At 62.5% G+C, this 21083-nt stretch carries 18 protein-coding genes; 15 read left to right on the top strand and 3 right to left on the bottom strand.

Annotation, left to right across the window (positions count from 1 at the left end; translation table 11 throughout):
- The first annotated feature begins 103 nt into the window (after positions 1-103).
- The 6 genes from AB5Y47_RS01805 to AB5Y47_RS01830 all read left to right on the top strand — a co-directional run bounded on the left by AB5Y47_RS01805 (position 104) and on the right by AB5Y47_RS01830 (position 7786).
- Positions 104-565: a hotdog fold thioesterase gene (locus tag AB5Y47_RS01805; RefSeq protein WP_052816363.1), complete on the top strand. Its 462-nt coding sequence runs from the start codon at positions 104-106 to the stop codon at positions 563-565.
- Between the two features lie 180 nt (positions 566-745).
- On the top strand, positions 746-2644 hold the full coding sequence (locus tag AB5Y47_RS01810) for a DEAD/DEAH box helicase (RefSeq protein WP_029314717.1): 1899 nt from the start codon (positions 746-748) through the stop codon (positions 2642-2644).
- A 329-nt stretch (positions 2645-2973) separates the two neighbouring features.
- Positions 2974-3456 (top strand): molybdopterin-binding oxidoreductase, encoded by a 483-nt coding sequence (locus AB5Y47_RS01815; RefSeq protein WP_010675103.1) that lies wholly within the window; start codon positions 2974-2976, stop codon positions 3454-3456.
- A 1-nt stretch (position 3457) separates the two neighbouring features.
- Positions 3458-5374 (top strand): putative bifunctional diguanylate cyclase/phosphodiesterase, encoded by a 1917-nt coding sequence (locus AB5Y47_RS01820; RefSeq protein ID WP_368219703.1) that lies wholly within the window; start codon positions 3458-3460, stop codon positions 5372-5374.
- A gap of 208 nt (positions 5375-5582) precedes the next feature.
- Complete coding sequence (locus AB5Y47_RS01825) at positions 5583-6488, top strand: LysR family transcriptional regulator (RefSeq protein ID WP_368219705.1); 906 nt, start codon at positions 5583-5585, stop codon at positions 6486-6488.
- A 104-nt stretch (positions 6489-6592) separates the two neighbouring features.
- On the top strand, positions 6593-7786 hold the full coding sequence (locus tag AB5Y47_RS01830) for an MFS transporter (RefSeq protein WP_319921602.1): 1194 nt from the start codon (positions 6593-6595) through the stop codon (positions 7784-7786).
- Between the two features lie 63 nt (positions 7787-7849).
- Here AB5Y47_RS01830 and AB5Y47_RS01835 read toward each other — a convergent pair whose 3' ends face one another.
- Entirely contained in the window at positions 7850-9172 is a 1323-nt protein-coding gene (locus AB5Y47_RS01835) for a Na+/H+ antiporter family protein (RefSeq protein ID WP_368219707.1), read from the bottom strand.
- 226 nt (positions 9173-9398) lie between these two features.
- On the bottom strand, positions 9399-10061 hold the full coding sequence (rnt, locus tag AB5Y47_RS01840) for a ribonuclease T (RefSeq protein ID WP_010675098.1): 663 nt from the start codon (positions 10059-10061) through the stop codon (positions 9399-9401).
- 145 nt (positions 10062-10206) lie between these two features.
- Between rnt and AB5Y47_RS01845 the strand changes: the two genes are divergently transcribed.
- Positions 10207-12180, top strand: a complete 1974-nt coding sequence (locus tag AB5Y47_RS01845) for a methyl-accepting chemotaxis protein (RefSeq protein ID WP_368219709.1) — start codon at positions 10207-10209, stop codon at positions 12178-12180.
- A 68-nt stretch (positions 12181-12248) separates the two neighbouring features.
- The gene (locus AB5Y47_RS01850) at positions 12249-13124 is read left to right on the top strand and encodes an OmpA family protein (protein WP_039038755.1); all 876 of its coding nucleotides are present in this window, start codon (positions 12249-12251) and stop codon (positions 13122-13124) included.
- A gap of 100 nt (positions 13125-13224) precedes the next feature.
- Here AB5Y47_RS01850 and suhB read toward each other — a convergent pair whose 3' ends face one another.
- Positions 13225-14028 (bottom strand): inositol-1-monophosphatase, encoded by an 804-nt coding sequence (gene suhB / locus AB5Y47_RS01855; RefSeq protein ID WP_039038754.1) that lies wholly within the window; start codon positions 14026-14028, stop codon positions 13225-13227.
- 200 nt (positions 14029-14228) lie between these two features.
- Here suhB and AB5Y47_RS01860 point away from each other — a divergent pair, with 200 nt between their 5' ends.
- The 7 genes from AB5Y47_RS01860 to AB5Y47_RS01890 all read left to right on the top strand — a co-directional run bounded on the left by AB5Y47_RS01860 (position 14229) and on the right by AB5Y47_RS01890 (position 21024).
- Positions 14229-14684 carry a hypothetical protein gene (locus AB5Y47_RS01860; RefSeq protein WP_103858437.1) on the top strand — a complete coding sequence of 152 codons (456 nt, stop codon included), beginning with the start codon at positions 14229-14231 and terminating at the stop codon, positions 14682-14684.
- 120 nt (positions 14685-14804) lie between these two features.
- Positions 14805-15413, top strand: a complete 609-nt coding sequence (locus tag AB5Y47_RS01865) for a glutathione S-transferase family protein (protein WP_052816369.1) — start codon at positions 14805-14807, stop codon at positions 15411-15413.
- 31 nt (positions 15414-15444) lie between these two features.
- On the top strand, positions 15445-16107 hold the full coding sequence (locus tag AB5Y47_RS01870) for a glutathione S-transferase family protein (protein WP_052816370.1): 663 nt from the start codon (positions 15445-15447) through the stop codon (positions 16105-16107).
- Positions 16108-16302: 195 nt separating this feature from the next.
- On the top strand, positions 16303-17829 hold the full coding sequence (locus AB5Y47_RS01875) for an ABC transporter substrate-binding protein (protein WP_368219711.1): 1527 nt from the start codon (positions 16303-16305) through the stop codon (positions 17827-17829).
- On the top strand, positions 17826-18788 hold the full coding sequence (locus AB5Y47_RS01880) for an ABC transporter permease (RefSeq protein WP_039038749.1): 963 nt from the start codon (positions 17826-17828) through the stop codon (positions 18786-18788). Before AB5Y47_RS01875 ends, AB5Y47_RS01880 begins: the two co-directional genes overlap by 4 nt.
- Before the next feature lie 2 nt (positions 18789-18790).
- Entirely contained in the window at positions 18791-19597 is an 807-nt protein-coding gene (locus tag AB5Y47_RS01885; protein WP_010675089.1) for an ABC transporter permease, read from the top strand.
- Positions 19594-21024: an ABC transporter ATP-binding protein gene (locus AB5Y47_RS01890; RefSeq protein ID WP_368219712.1), complete on the top strand. Its 1431-nt coding sequence runs from the start codon at positions 19594-19596 to the stop codon at positions 21022-21024. Before AB5Y47_RS01885 ends, AB5Y47_RS01890 begins: the two co-directional genes overlap by 4 nt.
- Positions 21025-21083: the final 59 nt, after the last annotated feature.

Raw genomic sequence — 21083 nt, forward strand, 5'->3', positions numbered from 1 at the left:
CCCGGCGTGGGCATCTTTTTTTTTGCTCCTTTTTCGCCGACACTGCTGGTTTGCCGCTACAGCGCAGCGATAACCCGTTGATCACGCAAGGAGTCCGCTCACCATGAGTCAAGAAAGCAGCCCCATCTGGCGCAAACCCATGAGCCTAGAGGGGCTCAACGCCAGCTCCCGCAACACCCTGATGGCCCACCTCGACATCGTCTACACCGCCTTTGGCCCCGACTGGCTGGAGGCCACCATGCCGGTGGATCACCGCACCCATCAACCACTCGGCATGCTGCACGGCGGCGCCTCCGTGGTGCTGGCGGAAACGCTGGGATCGCTTGCGGCCAACATGGCGGTGGGGGAGGAGAATTATTGCGTGGGGCTGGAGGTCAATGCCAATCACCTACGGGCCAAGCGGGAAGGGGTGGTGACGGGGCGCTGCGCGCCGCTGCATCTGGGGGCGACGACTCAGGTGTGGCAGATCGAGATGCGCGATGAACGTGGTCGTTTATTGTGCACCAGCCGATTGACCATGGCGGTGCTCAAGCACAAGCGGGACAAGGACTCTGGCGAAGCGTGATCGGCAATAACGCATCATGAGTGAAAAATAAGCAAGCCATAGTCGCGAGATCCCTCTATAATTGCCAACGTCTTGAGACACCTATCACATTTTTCAAGACAGCAGAACAAAGTGGCGCTATAATCGCCGCCTTTTTGCTATTCCGCGGTGTTAGCCGCCTGCCTTAATCTGGAAGAATCTATGTCTGATACCGAACAACTGCCCCTTTTTAGTGAGCTTGGACTGGCCGCGCCTGTATTGAAAGCGCTGCAGGACGTGGGCTATGAGCGCCCGTCTCCCATCCAGGCCGCAGCAATTCCCCACCTGATGGCGGGACACGATCTGCTGGGGCAGGCACAAACCGGTACAGGGAAGACCGCTGCTTTTGCCTTGCCTCTGTTGTCTCGTCTGGAAGCTGGTAACCGCAACACTCAGATCCTGGTGCTGGCCCCGACCCGCGAGCTGGCCCTGCAGGTGGCAGAGGCGTGTCAACGCTATGCCCACCACATGCCCGATTTCCACGTGCTGCCCATCTACGGCGGCGCTTCCTACGAAACCCAGACCCGCGCCCTGCGCCGCGGTGCCCAGGTTGTCGTGGGTACCCCGGGCCGCGTGATGGACCTGATCCGTCGCAAGAACCTGGACCTCTCCGGTCTGAAAGCCCTGGTGCTGGACGAAGCGGACGAAATGCTGCGCATGGGCTTCATCGACGACGTGGACTGGATCATGGATCAGTGCCCGGCCGGTCGTCAGGTTGCCCTGTTCTCCGCCACCATGCCGGAGCAGATCCGTCGCGTGGCCCAGAAGCACCTGAAGCAGCCCAAAGAGATCAAGATCGCCTCCAAGACCGCGACCGCCACCACCATTCGCCAGCGCTACTGGCAGGTGACCGGTCTGCACAAGCTGGACGCCATGACCCGTCTGCTGGAAGTGGAATCCTACGAAGCCCTGCTGGTGTTCGTGCGTACCAAGAACGCCGCCGAAGAGCTGGCAGGCAAGCTGGCCGCCCGTGGTCACGCCTGTGAAGCGCTGCACGGTGACATCCCGCAGAAGCTGCGTGAGCGTACCGTTGACAAGCTGCGTCAGGGCCAGCTGGATATCCTGATCGCCACCGACGTGGTCGCCCGCGGTCTGGACGTTGAGCGCATCACCCACGTAGTGAACTACGACATTCCCTACGACACCGAATCCTACGTTCACCGTATCGGCCGTACCGGCCGTGCCGGTCGCAAGGGTGAAGCCATTCTGTTCGTGGCGCCGCGCGAGCGTCGCATGCTGCGTGCCATCGAGCACGCCACTCGTCAAGCCATCGAGCCGATGAAGATGCCGAGCACCGAGGACATCAACCAGCACCGTCTGGCCAAGTTCAAGGAGCGCATCCGCGAAACCATGATGGGTGAAGAGCTCGAGATCTACCACAACCTGGTGAACGAGCTGATCGAAGAAGATTCTGCCGATCCGCTGGAGCTGGCTGCCGCACTGGCCAAGCTGGTACAGGGCGATCAACCGCTGCTGCTGGATGACTCCATCCCGGATCCGGTGTTCAACGCCGGCAACGATCGCGGTGGCTTCGAGCGTCGTGAGTTCAACGACCGTGGCGGTCGTGACTTCGGTGACCGTGGCGATCGTCCGGCCCGTCGCATGCCGTCCCTCGAACCGCGTCCGCTGAAAGACAACCCGGACGTGGAGATGGAGCGCTACCGCGTCGATGTGGGTGCCCATCACGGCGTCAAGCCGGGCCAGATCGTGGGTGCCATCGCCAACGAAGCGAACATCGAGAGCCGCTTCATCGGCAACATCGACATCGCCGATGACTTCTCCACCGTCGATCTGCCCAAGGGCATGAGCGCCGAGGTGCTGGAAGTGATCAAGAAGGCCCGTGTCTGCCAGCGTCCGCTGCAGATCACCCGTTACACCGAAGTGCCGGCCGGTGGCAACACTGCTCCCCGTCCGCCCCGTGGTGATCGTCCGTTCCGTGGCGACCGTCCTTTCAACAAGGATCGCCGTCCCCAGGGTGACCGTCCCTTCAACAAGGATCGCCGTGAAGGCGGTTTCGACAAGGGTCGCAAATTCGGTGGCAACAAGCGCCGCGACAGCTAAACCCTGACTGCACTGATGAGAAGGCCGCTCCATGGAGCGGCCTTTTTTGTGTCTGTTTTTCAGATGCGTAGCGAAGATTGTCACCTTTTTCCGGCCGTGGTGGGCATCCGGCTTTATGAGGAGCCAGTGAAAAGAAAATGGTGCAATCCATTTGCCTGGGGGTGGCGCCTGGTGTCATTCTTTGGGAAGCGATTGGATACTTTGGGAAGACGCAGAATCGTTGCTGGTTGCAAACGACTGCGACTTTGGTCTGAAGGTGCATTCTGTTGTTTGCATATGAGTCAGCAGAGTGAGATGAATAAATAAACCGTATGACAGAGAGGTGCGTGATGGGCAAGTGGCTTGGCAAGGTGTTGCTGATATCTGGATGGCTCGTGTCGGGTATGGTGTTGGCGGAGGAGCCCTTCTTCAGAATTGCGGGGGCGGGGTGCTGCAATGGCAAGGGGGAGGTGGTGCTGACCCGTACCGAGTTTGAGGCCTTGCCGCAGACGGAGGTTAAGACGGGGACGCCCTGGACCGAGGGGGAGCACCTCTATCGCGGGGTGTTGCTGCGGGACCTGGTCAGGATCTACGGTCTCAAGAGCCAGGAGGTCAAGGCCCTCGCGGTCAATGAATACTGGGCCGCACTGCCGCTGGAAGACGGGGAGAAGTACCCGGTGCTGGTGGCCGAGAAGCAGGATGGCAAGGCTCTGACCCTGCGCAACAAGGGGCCGCTCTGGGTCATTTATCCCCTCACCGACCATCCCGAACTCAACAAGGAGCTCTATCACAGCCGGATGGTGTGGCAGCTGACGGCGCTGGAGAGCAAATAAGATGCTGCGCGGCAAGTTCTTGAGCCTGATCCTGATGGTGACCACCTTTTTGGGGGTGACCCTCTGGTCGGTCTGGAACTATGACCGCGCGTTCAATGCGGTGACGCGTTACACCCAGCTCTCCGCCTGGGCATTGGCCCAGCTCGAGCTGGAGATCCACGCCTTCGAAGAAGGTTTGAAGCTCTATCGTGCTGGTGCCGCCAGCCGGGAGGAGATGAACAAGCGCTTTGACATTGCCTGGAACCGGCTCGATGTCTTCCTGCACGGGGAGGAGGCAAAGTCGGTCAGGGCCCGATTCGGCGCGGACAAGGCGGTCGGCAAGATCCTCGCCCTCTTCGAACGCTATGAGCAGGATGTGGTGCAAGGGGAGCCGGATTCCCCCGCACTCAAGATGTTCACGGCCGCACTCGATGACGAGATGCGCGGGGTGCGGGACGTGATGGTGAAAAACTTCACCGGGCCCTCTGCCATCGCCCAGCGTGAGCTGCTCAACGAATCGAGAACCCAGAACTTCTTCATCCTGGGATTTCTGATGCTGGCGACCATGGTGATGTTGATGGTGCTGTTTCGCGAAGTGCGCCGCCAGCATTTTCTGGCGTGGAACGATCCCCTCACCCGTCTCCCCAACCGGGCGGCGCTCATCAAGCACCTCCAGCAGTGGACCAGCCACCCCGGGCGGCGCAGCAGCATCACCGTCTGCCTCATGGATCTGGGGCATTTCAGGGAGGTCAATGACAGTCTGGGTTACGAAGTGGGGGACGCCTTGCTCAAACGGCTTGCGGAGCGGATCCGCGCCGCCTCTGGCCAGGGGATCTTCGTTGCCCGAACCGGCAGTGACGAGTTCACCCTCATCATCACCGGCACCATGCCCACCTATCTGCGCTTCCCGTTTCTGGAGCAACTGCGCAGCGAGCTGGCGGATCTGGTGTTTGCCGCCGATCCGGCGCACCGGGTGCGGGTCTTCATGGGCACCAGCCAGTACGTGAAACCGGATCATTCACCGGAAGAGATGCTGCTGTTTGCCGATATCGCCCTCGACAGCGCCAAGCGCAAACGGCTGAATCGCAATGTGCTCTTCTCCAGCAGCATGTATCAGCACTATCAGCGCAAACGCCGGCTGTCGACCGAGCTGCGGGAGCTTATCCATTGCCCGCAATGCCCGCAACTGGCCCTTTACTATCAGCCCATCGTGCGCGGCCAGAGTGTGGTGAGGCTGGGGGCCGAGGCGCTGATCCGCTGGCATCATCCGGAATATGGCTTTATTGCCCCCCTCGACATTATCTCGCTGGCAGAAGAGAACGGGTTGGGCGAGGCGCTCGGGGGCTGGATCATCCGGCGCATGCAGCTCGACCTGTCCGGCTTCCCGGAGGAGGTGCTAGCACCGCTCGAGATCTCCATCAACCTCTCCAACTCCATGTTCAACATGGGGTTGGCCAGGGAGATTGAAGAGAAGATGGAATATGGACCGTTGGGGCTGCACCAGTTGATAGTGGAGCTGACCGAAACCATCGCCCTCGATGACATCGCCCTCAGCAAGCAGATCATTCACTCCCTGCGCCAGATAGGGGTGCGGGTGGCCCTCGATGACTTCGGGACCGGCTGGTCCTCGTTCTCTTACCTGCGTGAACTCTATTTCGACAAGCTCAAGATAGACAGATCCTTTATCACCGCGATCGACAGTGACACCCGGCAGGCGCTCTTCGTCGAGACCATCACCACCCTCTCTCATCAGTTGGGGGTGCGTGTCGTGGCAGAAGGGGTGGAAAACAGCGATGAGCTCAAGGCGGTGCTCACCATAGGGGTGGATGAGATCCAGGGTTATTTCTACTCGCGTCCCTTGCCGCTGCCGGAGTTCATGCAGTTCTGTCACCGCTATTTCGCCCACAGCGCCGCCATTCAGGAAGTGGCACTGGGGTAGCCTTGGGGCAATCGAGCCCCTGTAGCCTTGTCTTCGAGTCCCTCTGTTCGATCGTTCCTGGTTGATATTTCATCCCGACACCTTTCTTCCATGGCAGGACCGCCCTTGACGCGGTTTTCTTGTGCCTCCAGCCAGAACGAGGGTGCGAGAGGGCAGGCCCGGTGCTACCTTGTGCCACGAACAGTGCCACAGGGCAGAGGAGCCATAAATGGATCGCTTGGGGGTGATGGAGGTGTTCGTGCTGGCGGTGGAGACCGGCTCGTTTTCGGCGGTGGCCCGCCGACTGGGGATGGGGCAACCCACGGTTTCCAGATTGATTGCCCAGCTTGAGGCGCACCTTGGCAGCCGCCTGTTGCTGCGTTCGACCCGGGGGCTGGCGCCCACCGAGGCCGGAGAGGCCTACTATCTGCGGGCGAGAGAGATCCTGGCCCAGGTCCACGAGGCCGATGCCATGGTGCAGCAATGCCGGGCGGGCCTGAGCGGGCGTCTGCGGGTGAGCGCTCCCGTCACCTTCGCCCGCCTGCATATCATTCCCCATCTTGCCGGTTTTCTGGCGGCTCACCCGGGACTGGATCTGGAGATCCTGCTGGATGACGGCAATGTGGATCTCATTTCGGCGGGCATCGAGGTGGCTCTGCGGATCGGCAAACAGGCCGACTCGTCGCTGGTCGCCCGCTGTCTCGCCCGAAGCGACATGCGGGTGCTGGCGACGCCGGCCTATCTGGCCGCCAAAGGAGAGCCTGAGACCCCTCAGGCCCTGCAACAGCATGACCTGGTGCTTTACAGTCCACGGCCCGGAGTGGGGCAGCAGTGGAGATTTCGCCGTGGCGTCGAGGAGAGGGTGGTTTCCGGAGAAGGCAGGCTGATGGTCTCGGCGGCCGAAGGCATGCGCGCCGCCGTGCTGGCAGGACTGGGGCTCGGTATCGCCTCGGAGTGGATGTTTGCCCCCGAGCTTGCCCGCGGCGAGGTGGTGGCGGTGCTGCCCGAGTGGCAACTGCCCATGCAGGAGCTCTGGACCCTGCTACCGGCAGGTCGCCAGCCTGGTGCCAAGGCGAGCGCCTTTCTGGCATTCGTGACCGGCCTGCCCGGCGTGGGGCATACGCCAGCGGAATAACTGTTATGGTCCCCACCGCTCTACTGGTGGCGACGCTCCCCGGGTAGGCTGTGCGCATGGGGCCCGTATCCTGGCGGGAGCCCTTCTACCACGAGGAGAAGATCATGAGTACATCGCCTTCTGCCGGAGGGGCCGCAACCCCCGGCCCCTCCCTGCTCTTCGCCATGGCCCTGTCATGCGGCCTGGCAGTTGCCAACATCTACTACAACCAGCCCATGCTGGCGGTGATGGCGCAGGACTTTCCCGGGCACTCGGGCATGCCATTGATCGCCATGCTGACCCAGCTCGGCTATGCCATGGGTCTGCTTTTGCTGGTGCCGCTTGGCGATGTGGTCGAGCGCCGCTGGCTCATTCCGGGGCAGTTTGCACTGATCGCGCTGGCTTCCCTGCTGGCGGCCACGGCCACGAGTGCCACCACCTTGATGCTGGCCTCCGTCCTGCTCGGCATCGGGGCCACGGCGGCCCAGCAGATAGTTCCGGTGGCGGCGACCCTGGCAGATCCCGCCCGCCGTGGTGCCGTGGTCGGCAGCGTGATGAGTGGCCTACTGGCCGGGATACTGCTCAGCCGAACGGTCGCCGGCCTGGTCACCGCCTATGGCAGTTGGCGCGCCATGTTCTGGCTGGCCATTCCCCTGGCCCTGTCGGGGGCCCTGCTGATGGCCAGGATGATACCGTCCGGATTGCCGCGCTCTCCCCTCGGTTATGGCCGTCTGCTTCATTCTCTGGTCGGTCTGTGGCGCGAGGAGCCCGCCTTGCGCCGCGCGACCCTGACCCAGGCCTTGCTGTTTGCCTCCTTCAGCGCCTTCTGGACCGTGCTGGCGTTCTACCTGGCCGAACCTGCCTATGGGTTGGGGGCCGACATGGCGGGTCTGTTCGGCGTCATCGGGGTGGCTGGGGTGGTGGCGGCCCCTCTGGCAGGCCGGATGGCGGATCGGTTGGGGGCCAGACCAGTGGTATTGGCCGGTGCCGTGCTGGTGGTGCTTGCCTGGATCTGCTTCGAGCTGTGGCTCTCTCTGGCCGGGCTGGCGTGCGGGGTCATCTTGCTGGATCTCGGAGTGCAGAGCGCACTCATCGCCCATCAGCAGCGCATCTATGGTCTGAGACCTGAGGCCAGGGGGCGCATCAATACCCTCTTCATGACCGGCATGTTCCTGGGGGGAACCCTCGGCTCCAGCCTGGGGATGCTGGTCTGGCAACAGGGACACTGGATCGGGGTGGGAGCAGCCGGCATGGGGTTGGCCCTGGTGGCCTGTCTCTGCGCCCTGGCCGGCAGGCGGGGACTGCAACCGGCCATCTGAGGCATGTGCAAGACAAGAAAGGCGACCCCGGGGTCGCCTTTTGTCTGTCTGCTCGGGATGGACTCAGAGCACCATGGCGGCAATCCAGCCGAAGATCACCAGAGGGATGTTGTAGTGGATGAAGGTTGGCACCACGCTGTCCCAGATGTGGTCGTGCTGACCGTCCGCATTGAGGCCCGATGTGGGGCCGAGCGTCGAGTCGGAGGCGGGGGAACCCGCGTCCCCCAGCGCGCCCGCGGTGCCCACCAGGGCGATGGTCGCCATGGGCGAGAAGCCGAGGTGGATGCACAGGGGCACATAGATGGTGGCGATGATGGGCACGGTGGAGAAGGAGGAGCCGATCCCCATGGTGATGAGCAGGCCCACCAGCAGCATCAGGAAGGCCGCCAGTCCCTTGTGACCGGCCATCATGGTGGAGACGGACTGCACCAGACTCTCCACCCCGTGGGTCTCCTTCATGACGGCGGCGAAGCCTGCGGCCGAGATCATGATGAAGCCGATGAGGGACATCATGCGCACACCCTGGGTGAAGGCATCCTGGCTCTCGCGGAATTTGATGACGCCGCCGCAGGTGAAGATGATGAAGCCTGCGAGCGCCCCCAGCACGATGCTGTTGGTCATCAGTTGCAGGCCGAGTGCCACGGCGATGGCCAGCAGGGCGACCCAGATGTGGTTGAGATTGAGCTCGACCGTCTCGGGTTCGGCGGCCAGGATCTTCTCCAGATCATACTGACGAGGCTTGCGGTAGCTGAAGAAGACGGCGATGAGCAGGCCGAGGAACATGCCGAATACCGGGATGGCCATCGCCAGGGGCAGTTGGCTGAATTCCACCGGTACGCCGTTGTCGACGAGATTCTTGGCCAGGATGTTGTTCAGGAAGATGCCGCCAAAGCCCACCGGCAGCAGCATGTAGGTTGCGGTCAGGCCGAAGGTGATGACGCAGGCCACCTGACGGCGGTCTATCTGCATCTGGGCCATGACATGCAGCAGCGGCGGGATCAGGATGGGAATGAAGGCGATGTGCACCGGGATCAGGTTCTGGGAGGAGATGGAGACCGCGAGCACCGAGGTGAGCAGCAGGCTCTTGACCCAGAGAATGCGGGTGCTGCTGGCATCCTTGCCGAGCTGGTTGATGACCTTGCGGGCCAGCAGATCGGTGATGCCGGAGCGGGAGATGGCCACCGCGAAAGCCCCCAGCATGGCGTAGGAGAGGGCGATTTCTGCACCGCCGCCCAGGCCGCCGGTGAAGGTGCTGAGGGTCTGCTCGAGGGAGAGTCCGCCGAGCAGGCCACCCACGATGGCACTGATGGCGAGGGAGACCACCACATTGATCCGCAGCAGGCTGAGCACCAGCATCAGCGCCACCGCGATAACAACAGGATTCATTTGATTTCCTTATGGATTGTGTTGCTGTCAGTCGTGTGAAAGCCAGCTAGTTTGCGAAAAACAGGCTAAATGTCGAGAAAAAAATCGGCAGATCCCGGCCAAGGGACGCATCTTCTGCTGGAGGTGAACGGGAACCGGGAAAATGGCCCTTCTTCGTTGCCCAGACAGGTCCCCTCATGCAGACAGGCTGCCATGGGCAGCCTGTCTGGGCAGGGGCTGGGAGTGTTCAGCCCTCGTCTTCGGTGTCCGTCGTTTCATCCGGGTTGGCCAGAGGCCAGCCTCCCAGGCTCTTCCAGCGATTGACGATGTGGCAGAAGAGCTCTGTGGTGCGCTCGGTGTCGTAGAGGGCCGAGTGGGCCTCTTTGTTGTCAAAGGGGATATTGGCGCTCTGACAGGCCTTGGCCAGCACCGTCTGCCCCAGGGCAAGACCCGAGAGGGCGGCGGTGTCGAAGGTGGCGAAGGGGTGGAACGGATTGCGCTTGAGGCCGGCCCGCTCGGCGGCGGCCATCACGAAGCCGTGGTCGAAGGTGGCGTTGTGGGCCACTATGATGGCGCGACCACAATCCTGCTCCTTCATGCCCTTGCGCACCCCCTTGAAGATCTCGGTGAGTGCTTCCTTCTCGTCCACCGCGCCCCGCAGCGGGTTGAAGGGGTCGATGCCGGTGAACTCCAGCGCCGCTTTCTCCAGATTGGCGCCCTCAAAGGGCTGGACATGAAAATGGAAGATCTGGTCAGGGACGAGCCAGCCCTGCTCATCCATCTTGAGGGTGTGGGCGGCTATTTCCAGCAGGGCATCGGTCTTGGCATTGAATCCGGCGGTTTCAACATCGATGACGACGGGGTAAAAGCCGCGAAAACGGCCCTTGAGGGTGTGAACGGCGTCGGTCATGGTATCTCGGTCGGCGTGAAAGGAGGCGGCATTATGGCAAAAAAGCGTGCCCTTGTCCCTTATCTGCCGCCATGGGACGGCAAGAGGACCATTTTGAAACACCTGTGCTTATAATGGGCGACGTCAACCATGGAGGGAGAGGACGATGAAGAAGCTGGGATTGGCACACAAGATGATGTTGGTGGTCTGTCTGCCGCTGTTGGCCCTGCTGTTTTTCTCCGGCCGGTACGTCTATGAACGTTATCGGGTCGAACAGGAGATGAGCGGCGCCCTGGTCGCGCTGGCGGTGGTGAAGGAGGCGGCGCAGCTGGCCCATGAGCTGCAACGGGAGCGTGGCATGTCGGCCGGCTTCCTCGGCTCTGGCGGCAACAAGTTTCGCGATGCGCTGCCTGCCCAGCGCAAGGTGGTGGACAGCCTGTTGCAGCGTTTTCATCAGGATCCTGCCTTGCTGGCGCTGACCGAGGTGCAGCAGGGAGTGGCGGGACTCACCGCCATGCGTGAGCGGGTCAGCGCCCTGGGGGTCGAGGTGGCGGAACAGGTCGGCTTCTATACCCGCCTCGTGACCGCCTTGCTGGCGGTAGTGGACAAGATAAGCGTCGACAGCATGGATGCCACCATCGCCCTGCAGACCAATGCCTACGCTGCCTTCCTGCAGAGCAAGGAGCGTGCGGGGCTGGAGCGGGCGACGCTCAGCAACGTCTTTGGCCGTGACAGCTTCACGCCTGCGCTGTTGCAGCAGTTCATCTCCCTGCTGGCGGCCCAGAACACCTATCTCGAACGTTTCCAGGCGGTGGCGAGTCCAGCCCAGCGTCAGTTGCTGAACGACAGCCTCGCCTCACCCGTGGTGGCCAAGGTGGCCGCCATGGAGAAACTGGCCCTGGACAAGGCGGCCAGCGGCGGTTTTGGTGTCGATGCGGAGGCCTGGTTTGCCTTGAGTACCGACAAGATAGGCCTGCTCAAGGAGATAGAAGACAGCCTCTATCAGCAGCTCTTCGAGCGGGTTGAACAGATGCGGGTCGGGAGTGCCAGTGACTTCTGGTGGGGGGCGGCTGGCGTGTTGCTGTGCATCGTCCTGACCACCTTCGTCTGCTGGCGGGTGGTGCGGGATCTGCATCTGGGCTTCATGGCCCTGCACCAGACCTTCAAGCGCCTGGTGCAGGAGAACGACCTGACCGTGCGGGTCGACTGGCGATCCGGGGATGAGCTGGGGGCCCTGGCGCGGGATCTGAACCATTTCCTCGGGCACCTGGAGAGTTTGCTGCTGGCTGTGCGCCACTCCTGTGACGTGCTGATACGCAGCGCCGCCAGCTCGGCCGAGGTCATTGCCGAGGTAAATGCCGGCGTAGTCAGGGGATGCGGGCAGGTGGATCTGGTGGCGACTGCCGCCACCGAGATGGCATCGACTGTCGCGGAAATTGCCCGCAACGCAACCCAGACCTCCCAGGCGACTCAGCAGGCCATCGGCCGGGCGAAGCAGGGTGACAAGGAGGTGGATCAGACCATCCACACCATCCAGCAGGTGGCGGGCACGCTGGTGGATACCCGGCACCTGGTGGACAGCCTGCATCGGGATACCGAGTCGGTGGGGGAGGCCTTGAGCCTCATCAAGCAGATCTCGGACAGAACCAACCTGCTGGCCCTCAATGCCGCCATCGAGGCGGCCCGTGCCGGTGAATCCGGGCGCGGCTTTGCGGTGGTGGCCGACGAAGTGAGAGCGCTTGCCTCCCGTACCCAGCAGGCGGCGGACGACATAGAGCGGATGCTGGGCCGTTTGCGCCAGGGGGCCAACGAGGCGGTGGCTGCCATGCACACGGGGACCGAACAGGCCGGCCTTAGCGTGACGGAGGCCAAGCGGGCGGGGAGCGAGCTGACCGACATCGTCAACGAGGTGCGCAAGGTGAGCGACATGACGGCCCAGGTGGCCACCGCCACCGAGGAGCAGCGTTACGTGACCGACGACATCCAGCAAAACGTGATGACCATCCGTGACGTGTATGAAGCCCATCGCCAGCACTCCCATACCCTGCAACAACACAGTGCCGAACTGGATGCCCTGGCCCGGGATCTGGCGGGACGCATCGCCAGCTTCAAGCTGATGGCCCCTTCTTCCTCCCATTGAGCGTTTTGACCTAAAGCTTGTCCTGCCGCTGCCGATAGATAATTCGAGATAGTGTGGAGGACAAGCCGTTGAATGCTTGGGTGTTGGGGTTGATCAGCATATCAGTGAGTATGCAGTTGCAGGCGGGCGTGACCGAATTTGGCGCCGGTCTGGATCAATCCGTCTGGCGCCTGACCTCTGATACCCAGGTGGAGTGCAGGCTGGAGCATCCTATTCCCCGCTGGGGAACCGGGGCCTTTGTCAGCCGGGCCGGGCGCAAGATCAATCTGGATTTCGAGCTCAAGGGGCAGCGACCCCAGGCGCGTACCCAGACAGTGAGCCTCGGGATCATGCCCCCCAGCTGGCGTCCCGGGGTGGCCGGGCGTCAGATCAGCCAGTTGCAGTTCTATCAGCAGTTTGACGGCCTGGTGGCGGGGCAGACCGCCTGGACCATGCTGGACGAGCTGGAAGGAGGGCGTATGCCTACTTTCCAGTATCGCGACTGGTATCGTCAGGACAGGCCGGTGCGGGTATCGCTCTCGTCGGTCAATTTCAGGGTCAAGTACCAGGCGTTCATGGACTGCCTGAGTGGCTTGCTGCCCTACAGCTTCAACGACATCGCCTTCAGCGTGCTCTCCTATGACAAGAACAGCGATCAGTTGTCACCGGCCTCCAAGCGGCGGCTGGCGATGATCGGTGATTATGTGAAGGCAGACAAGAGCATTGATGTGGTGGTGATCGACGCCTACAGCGACAGCTATGGCGGCCGCTGGCCAAACCAGAAGCTCTCCGAGAAGCGGGCGGATGCCATCAAGCAGGTGTTTGTGGATCTCGGCATCGAGGAGGGCAAGATCTCGGTGGAAGGGCACGGTGAGAAACAGCACGTGGCCTCCAACGAAACGGAAGCTGGCCGAGCCAAGAACCGTCGGGTGGTGATCAACATGGGACGCAACGGCACTATCTGATCCAGTTGAGTCATCGAGAGGGGCGGTATTTTCGCTGTAGTCAGGAATAAAAAATGCCAGTCGGCGAACCGACTGGCATTTTTTTCGCGGGTATCCGGGATTACTTGGCCAGGGATTCCGGCAGGTTTTCACGGATCTTGCCGAGCATCTCTTTCAGCACGCGGGGGTTGGCTACCACGATGTTGCCGGAGTTTTCGTAGTTGTGACCACCGACGAAGTCGGTGACGATGGCGCCGGCTTCTTTGGCCAGCAGCTCACCGGCGGCGGTGTCCCAGGGTTTCAGGCCGATTTCCCAGAAACCGTCGACGCGGCCAGCGGCCACATAGGCGAGATCCAGCGCGGCGGAGCCAGCACGACGAATATCGGCACACTCGATGAACATGCTCTGGAACATCTTCAGGTAGGGTTCGATGTGGTGCTTCTGCTTGAACGGGAACCCGGTGGCCAGGATGGTGCCGGAGAGCTCTTTGGCCTTGCCGACACGGATACGGTAGCCGTTCAGCTGGGCGCCGCTGCCACGGGTGGCAGTGAACAGCTCGTCACGGATGGGATCGTAGACAACGGCTTGTTCGGTCTTGCCCTTGACGCGCAGAGCGATGGAAACGGCAAAGTGCGGAATGCCTTTGACCAGGTTGGTCGTGCCATCCAGTGGGTCGATGATCCATTGGTAGTCCGGATTGGTACCGGCAATCTCGCCAGACTCTTCAGCAACGATGCTGTGCTCTGGGTAAGATTTTTTGATGGTGTGAATGATGGCCGCTTCGGCGTCACGGTCAACGTTGGTCACGAAGTCATTGCTGCCTTTCTGGATAACCTCGATGTTCTCGGGTTGAGAAAAGGCTTTTACTACTACTTGACCGGCGTTGCGCGCAGCGCGCACGGCGATATTCAGCATCGGATGCATAGGTTCACCACTGGATGTTAAAGAACGGGGGATAAAAGGACGCGACATCTTACCAAGATATTCGGGAATAGCAACTGCTATGCCCTCATTCGGTCAGGGGGGGGACTGACAGATCTGACGGCTCCAATAAAGACCTGTAATCAACTAGTCTTATCGCGACAGCCGGATAACAGGCTGTGGTGAGCATAGGGATATGAGCCATGAATCTGTCATTAATCAGTCAGAAACCGTCGTCGCCGACGACTCTGGGTGTGTTGGCCGCACTGCGTGCCGCCAGCGAAGAGAGCGATTATGTCACCGAGGTCCGGGTGGCGCAGCCCCAGCAGTGGCAACCGTCGAAGGACGAAGCGGCGATCCTGCTGCTGGAAGAAGAGGGCGCTGCCTGGCCTGTTCCGCTCTGGCCAGCAGGAGGCAGTGCACTGGGATTGCCGGTGCTTCCCCTGTTGGTGCATCGACAGTATGAACATCCTCCACAGGGGCCGGATGTCCGGGATCCGCATTTTTATTTCGTCTCCAACGGTATTCTGCTGGATGAGGCCGAACTGGCGGATCCTGCCTGCAGCCTGGTGCTGCAAAGCAAGTTTGAATCCTATTTTCCGCTGCTTTCCCGTCTTATCTTGCTGCGCCAGCGCCAACCAGGGGTACTGAGCAGCTAATCATCTCCCCCTCGATGCGGGCTGTTCAAGCGGCACAATATTTGTCATAACTGACCGACATTGTGCCGCTTTGCTATGGCCTGTGCAGCGGCTCACTGTGTGTTCGTCGACGGAGGTGACATGAAGGTTTATGAGCTGAGACGAGCCCCCAATGCCCGTCGGGTCAGAATGTTTCTGGCGGAGAAGGGGATCGAGATGGAATATCAACAGGTCGATCTGGGGGCGGGGGAAAACCTGGCGCCCGCCTTTTTGACCAAGAACCCGGCCGGGCGCATTCCTGTGCTGGAACTCGATGACGGAACCTGTCTGAGTGAAACCCTGGCCATCTGCCGCTATTTTGAAGAGCTCCACCCCGAGCCGAACCTGTTTGGCAGCACCGCGCTGGAGCGCGCCACCATAGAGATGTGGAGTCGCTTCATCGAGTTCAACCTCTGGTTGCCGACCGGTATGGCGTTTCGTCATATCACCGGTTTTTACAAAGACCGGGAGCGGGTCTTCCCCGAATGGGGGGAGGAGTGCAAGCAACAGGCTCAGATCTGGTTTGACAAGCTCGATGCCCGTCTTGCCGAGGTGCCCTATATTGCGGGGGAGCGCTTCACCATCGCCGACATTCTTGCCCTCTGTACCATTGATTTTGGCAAGGTGGTTGGCCTGCGTATCACCCCCGAACAGCCCCGTTTGCAGGACTGGCATGACCGGGTGAGTGCCCGGCCCAGCGCCCAGGCCTGATCCTTTCCCCTGAACGTTCAAGGAGTCCAAGATGATAGAGTTGTACACTGCCGCCACGCCCAACGGGTTCAAGGTGTCGATCGCCCTCGAAGAGCTGGGGCTGCCCTACAAGGTCATTCCCCTTGATTTCGCGACCATGGAGCAGAAGAAGCCCGAGTTCCTGGCCATCAACCCCAATGGCCGCATCCCGGCCATCATCGATCGGGACAATGGTGACTTCGCGGTGTTCGAGTCCGGCGCCATCCTTATCTATCTGGCGGAAAAAACCGGCAAGTTGCTGCCGCAGGATCCCAAGCGCCGCTCCCAGGCCATCCAGTGGCTGATGTTCCAGATGGGAGGCGTCGGTCCCATGATGGGGCAGGCCAACGTCTTCTATCGCTATTTCCCCGAGAAGATCCCGGCCGCCATCGAGCGTTACCAGAAGGAAGGGCGACGCCTGTTCGAGGTGCTCGACGGCCATCTGGCACACCATGAGTATCTGGCAGACGAGTACAGCATCGCCGACATCGCTACCTGGCCCTGGGTGCGCATCCACGACTGGAGTGGTATCTCCATCGAGGGGTTGGTGCATTTGCAGGCATGGATGGCACGCATGGAAGCCAGGCCCGCCTGCCAGAAGGGCATCACCATTCCACCGCGCAATGAGAGCCCCGAGGATCAGGTCAAGCGGGCGCAGCAGATGGTGACTCGCTGACGCCATCATGATGGCCCTGACGGGCCATCTTTTTTATTCCCCTTTGACTCCCCGTTGTTTGACGATCTGCATCGCAGTCGCTTTTTGTCTTTCAAATAAGCCATTTATCAAAAATCAAAAGTCATTCTCCCTGATTAATTGTTATGTTATAACGCAACCTCTTTGGTTGATGAACATGAAGCTTGGATGGAAAGGATGACAAAAAAATGCACCGCAGCCGGGTGGTTCGCCCTGGCTCTGATGGCAGGAACGACTGCAGCCGACGGCAAACCGCTTGCCATGGTGGGGCCCTGGGAGATCCACAGTGTCGACCCCGCCAGCAACGGGGTCTTCTTTACTCGCATGCAGGTGGCGGAGACCCTGGTGGATGTCGATGGGAAAGGCAATCTGCAACCCGGGCTTGCCAGTGAGTGGTCGCGTAGCGATGACGGTCTGCAGTGGCGATTCACGTTGCGTCCCGGGGCCCGTTTTCACGATGGCAGCGAGGTGAGCGCTGAGCAGGCCGCTTTTGCCCTGCAACAGGCCTGGCGCAAGCCCGGCGTGATGACCAGTGCTCCCATTGCGTCCATCGGATCTGGAGATGGCGTCTTGAAGGTCACCCTGAGCGAACCCTTCGCCTCCCTGCCGGCCGTGCTGGCCCACCCCAGCACCCAGATCCTGGCGAAGGCCGCCTACGATGCCAAGGGGGAGGTAACCCAGGTGATAGGCTCTGGCCCCTACCGCATCACCCGCCTGCAACAACCCCAGCGGATAGAGACTGTGCGTTTCGACGGCTGGCAGGGGGCCAGGCCCGCAATCGAGGAGGTCAGCTACCTGACGGTGGGGCGTGCAGAGAGCCGCACCCTGATGGCCGAGAGCGGTCAGGCCGACATCGCCTGGGGGCTGGATCCGGTCAGCATCCGCCGCTTGCAGCAGGCGTCACGGGTCTCCATCGCCTCGGTTACCCTGCCACGGACCATCCAGCTCAAGCTCAATGGCGCCGATCCTCGTCTGAGCGATCCGGTGGTGCGCCGTGCCCTGAGTCTAGCCATCGATCGTCGTGGTATGGCAGCCGCCCTGCTGCGGGATCCCGAGATGGCGGCAACCCAGCTCTTTCCTCCCACTCTGGGGGAGTGGCACCAGCTCGGGTTGACGCCGCTTGCCTATGACGTCAAGGCGGCCCGGGCGGCCTTCGCGGCGGCAGGCTGGCAGCCGGGGGAGGACGGTGTGCTGCGCAAGGGGGAAGAGCGCTTCGCCCTGACCCTACGTACCTTCCCTGACCGTCCGGAGCTGCCGCTCCTCGCCACGGCACTGCAGGCGCAGTGGAAGGCGGTGGGGGTGGCTCTCAAGGTGGCGGTGGGCAACTCGAGCGAGATCCCGGCGGGCCATCAGGACGGCTCCCTCCAGCTTGGTCTCTACGCCCGCAATTATGCCCTGGTACCGGATCCCCTGGTCACTTTGCTGGGGGACTTGGCCCCTGCCGGTGCGGACTGGGGGGTGATGAACTGGCACTCCCCGGCCATGACGCAAACACTGACCCGCCTTGCCACGCAAGCCTTGTCGCCCACAGACGCCGCCGCGGCTCGCCGGGAGATAGCCACAACACTGCAACAGGAGTTGCCGCTCCTGCCCATCGCCTGGTACCGCCAGAGCGCGGCGGTCAGTCGGGGGCTGGAGGGGTTTGAACTCGATCCCCAGGAGCGCAGCTATGGCCTGGACAAGTTGACATGGAGCGCACGATGACAGCGACACCCTTGTCTCGCGTCATGGGGATACTGGGTCAGCGTCTGGTGCAGGCGCTGGTGGTTGCCCTGCTGGTGGCCGGACTCTGTTTTCTGATGGTGCAGTCCCTGCCCGGAGACATCGCCTTTCGCATCGCGGCGGGTCGTTATGGCTATGACTATGTCACCGCCGAGGCGGCCAACGCGGTGCGCAGCGAGCTGGGGCTGGCCGGCTCGGCCCTTGCCCGTTTTGGCGACTGGCTGTGGGCCTTGCTGCAAGGGGATCTCGGCAGCTCTCTGGTGACGGGCGCACCGGTCGCCACCGACGTGGGTCATCACCTGGGCGCCACCCTGACGCTCGCGAGCGCCTCCGTGGTGCTGGCGCTGGTGGTGGCGCTGCCGCTTGGGAGCCTGAGTGCGCTGCGCCCGGGGGGATGGTGTGATCGCCTGACCCTGGGCTGGAGCGTGTTGATGCGTGCGTTGCCCCCCTTCTTGCTCGGCCTGGTGCTCATGGTGATGCTCTCGGTGGAGCTGGGCTGGGTCAGTGCGGCAGGGCACGGGGAGGGGAGCAACCTGCTGCTGCCCGCCCTGACCCTGGGATTGGGGCTCTCCGGCGTGCTCTCCCGGGTGGTGCGTGAAAGCGTGCTCACCGTGGTGCAGTCCGGTTATTACCGATTTGCCCTCACCAAGGGGCTTTCGCCGGCCCGGGTTTTCTGGCGCCACGGTCTGCGCAACACCGGGGTCAGCATCATCGCCTACACCAGCGTGCAGCTGGTGCTGCTCATCGAGGGGGTCGTGGTGGTCGAGAGCCTGTTTGCCTGGCCCGGGATCGGCCATGCGCTGGTGCACGCCATCTTCTGGCGCGACATCCCCATGGTTCAGGGGACAGTGCTGGTGCTGGCGGTGCTCTTCGTGCTGCTCAATACCCTCACCGATCTGCTTTGTCTTGCCATTGACCCCCGTGGTCCCAAGGAGTCCTGATCATGTCGTTGTCTGTCAAAACGGGGCTGGGCCTGCTCCTGCTGGTGGTGCTGTTTGCCCTGCTGGGCCCCGTGCTCTGGCCCGATCCGGCGGCTCAGGATCTGGCACAGTTTCTGGCTGATCCCTCCTGGCAGGAGCCTCTCGGGCGGGATCAGATGGGGCGCAGCCTGATGGCGCGCCTCGCGGCTGCGACCCGGCTCTCCCTGCTGCTGGGACTGCTGTGCGTCATCACGGCGGCGCTGTTGGGGTCATTGCTGGGCTGGCTCTCGGCCTGGCGCGGCGGCTGGGTCGACGGTCTGCTGCGCAGCCTGGCCGACGGCGTGCTGGCCCTGCCAGGCCTGTTGCTGGTGCTGCTCTTCTCCGCCATGGCCCAGGGTGGCTTTGCCATCCTCTATCTCGGGTTGGCCATGGCCCAGTGGGTGGAGTATTACCGGGTGGTGCGTGCCCGCAGCCGGGGGCTGCTCGCCTCGCCCCAGGTGGAGGCGTCCCGTCTGCTGGGATTCGGCCATGCCCATGTGGTGCGGCGCCATCTCTGGCCCGAGCTCGCCCCCCAGTTGCTCACCATGATGGCCTTCGGCCTAGCGGGTGCCATTCTAACCCTCTCTACCCTGGGCTTTGTCGGAGTGGGCATTCAGCCGCCCACGCCCGAGCTGGGGCTGATGATGACGGAGGCGCTGCCCCACTATCAGGAGGCTCCCCGTCTGCTACTGGCCCCCATTCTTGTCATGGGGCTGATGTTGCTGGCTCTGGTGCTGCTTCATCAGACGCGCGGCCTTGACATGCCATCTTCACAAGGAGCCACCTCATGACGGCCATTCATATCAAGGGGTTGCAGGTCGATGATGGCCAGAAAACCCTGTTGCAGGCGCTGAATTTCACCATTCATCCCGGCAGCGCCCTGACCCTGATCGGGGAGAGCGGCTCGGGCAAATCCCTGTTGGCTCATGCCCTGATGGGGACGTTGCCAGCCCCCCTGACAGGCCGGGGCGAGATGGTGTCGGGTGGCCGCCATCACAACCTGGCCGACACGCCTCGCCTGCGCACTCTCTGGGGGCGGGAGCTGGCGATGCTGCCCCAGGAGCCGGTGCTGGCGCTGGATCCCACCATGGGGTTGCTTGCCCAGGTGGAGGAAGGGTGGCTGCCAGGGGGCAAGGAGGCCCGATCGCGGGCCCGCGCCGCCCTCGAGCGGCTTGGACTGGCCGGGCGGGAGGGCGCCTTTGTACACCAGCTCTCGGGAGGCATGGCCCAGCGCGCGGCCTTTGCCGCCGCCACCCTGGGGGAGGCCCGTCTGCTGGTGGCCGACGAGCCCACCAAGGGGCTCGACAGCCGGGCCGCAGCCAGGCTGGGTGCCTTGTTGCTGGGCTACCTGGCCCGTGGACGCCATCTGCTGACCATCACCCATGATCTCTCCCTGGCTCGCGCATTGGGGGGCTGGGTGCTGGTGGTCAAGGGAGGAGAGATCGTGGAACAGGGGCCCGCCGAGCGTGTGCTGCACACGCCATCCCATGCCTATACCCGGGCCCTGCTGGCGGCGGAGCCCTCCGCCTGGCCCGAGGCGGCCGTCCCTCCTACCGGTGACTGGCTCATCCGCGGAAAGGGGCTTGCCATGGGATATGGGGCTCAACCCCTGTTCACGGGGCTGGACCTTGCCCTGGCGCAAGGGGAGCGAATGGCCATCATGGCGCCGAGCGGCGCGGGCAAGAGCACCCTCGGCAACGTGCTGCTGGGTCTGCAACGCCCCCTGCAAGGGGAGGTGCTGCGACGGGAAGGGGTAGCCCCCTGCCGCTGGCAGAAGCTCTATCAGGATCCGGTGCAGGCCTTTGCCAGCCGGGTGCGCCTCGCCACCCAGTTCGATGATGTGCTGCGTCTGCACAGGCTGCCCCGCCATCGGCTTGTCGACTATCTGGCCCGGTTGGGGCTGGATGAACGGCTGCTGACGCGTCTGCCAAACCAGGTCTCGGGAGGGGAGCTGCAGCGGCTGTCGCTTATCCGGGCCCTGCTGCTGCGCCCCGTGCTGCTGTTCGCCGATGAGCCCACGTCCCGGCTCGATCCCTTGAGCCAGCAACAGACCATCGCCTGTCTGCTGGAGGAACTGGAAGAGATAGGCTGCGCCTTGCTGTTGGTGACCCATGACGAGGGGCTGGCCGGCAAGGTTGCTCCTCGTTGTCTGAGACTCGGGGAGGCAGGTACCCCCATGTTCGAAGGCGCGTCGGCCGAGGTGAGAAGAGTGGGGTAAAGAGGGGACAGGATGAACCCTTCCCCCATGATGAGATGACAGTGACGGGGCCTTGGGCC

Origin of the sequence: Aeromonas sp. R7-2, from assembly GCF_040908105.1 — a bacterium.
Lineage (GTDB): Bacteria > Pseudomonadota > Gammaproteobacteria > Enterobacterales > Aeromonadaceae > Aeromonas > Aeromonas caviae.

Excerpts from the sequence above, each read along its gene's own strand:
- AB5Y47_RS01805 (WP_052816363.1), top strand. The coding sequence starts at position 104 with ATGAGTCAAGAAAGCAGCCCCATCTGGCGCAAACCCATGAGCCTAGAG.
- AB5Y47_RS01810 (WP_029314717.1), top strand. The coding sequence starts at position 746 with ATGTCTGATACCGAACAACTGCCCCTTTTTAGTGAGCTTGGACTGGCC.
- AB5Y47_RS01815 (WP_010675103.1), top strand. The coding sequence starts at position 2,974 with ATGGGCAAGTGGCTTGGCAAGGTGTTGCTGATATCTGGATGGCTCGTG.
- AB5Y47_RS01820 (WP_368219703.1), top strand. The coding sequence starts at position 3,458 with ATGCTGCGCGGCAAGTTCTTGAGCCTGATCCTGATGGTGACCACCTTT.
- AB5Y47_RS01825 (WP_368219705.1), top strand. The coding sequence starts at position 5,583 with ATGGATCGCTTGGGGGTGATGGAGGTGTTCGTGCTGGCGGTGGAGACC.
- AB5Y47_RS01830 (WP_319921602.1), top strand. The coding sequence starts at position 6,593 with ATGAGTACATCGCCTTCTGCCGGAGGGGCCGCAACCCCCGGCCCCTCC.
- AB5Y47_RS01835 (WP_368219707.1), bottom strand. The coding sequence starts at position 9,172 with ATGAATCCTGTTGTTATCGCGGTGGCGCTGATGCTGGTGCTCAGCCTG.
- rnt (WP_010675098.1), bottom strand. The coding sequence starts at position 10,061 with ATGACCGACGCCGTTCACACCCTCAAGGGCCGTTTTCGCGGCTTTTAC.
- AB5Y47_RS01845 (WP_368219709.1), top strand. The coding sequence starts at position 10,207 with ATGAAGAAGCTGGGATTGGCACACAAGATGATGTTGGTGGTCTGTCTG.
- suhB (WP_039038754.1), bottom strand. The coding sequence starts at position 14,028 with ATGCATCCGATGCTGAATATCGCCGTGCGCGCTGCGCGCAACGCCGGT.
- AB5Y47_RS01860 (WP_103858437.1), top strand. The coding sequence starts at position 14,229 with ATGAATCTGTCATTAATCAGTCAGAAACCGTCGTCGCCGACGACTCTG.
- AB5Y47_RS01865 (WP_052816369.1), top strand. The coding sequence starts at position 14,805 with ATGAAGGTTTATGAGCTGAGACGAGCCCCCAATGCCCGTCGGGTCAGA.
- AB5Y47_RS01870 (WP_052816370.1), top strand. The coding sequence starts at position 15,445 with ATGATAGAGTTGTACACTGCCGCCACGCCCAACGGGTTCAAGGTGTCG.
- AB5Y47_RS01875 (WP_368219711.1), top strand. The coding sequence starts at position 16,303 with ATGACAAAAAAATGCACCGCAGCCGGGTGGTTCGCCCTGGCTCTGATG.
- AB5Y47_RS01880 (WP_039038749.1), top strand. The coding sequence starts at position 17,826 with ATGACAGCGACACCCTTGTCTCGCGTCATGGGGATACTGGGTCAGCGT.
- AB5Y47_RS01885 (WP_010675089.1), top strand. The coding sequence starts at position 18,791 with ATGTCGTTGTCTGTCAAAACGGGGCTGGGCCTGCTCCTGCTGGTGGTG.
- AB5Y47_RS01890 (WP_368219712.1), top strand. The coding sequence starts at position 19,594 with ATGACGGCCATTCATATCAAGGGGTTGCAGGTCGATGATGGCCAGAAA.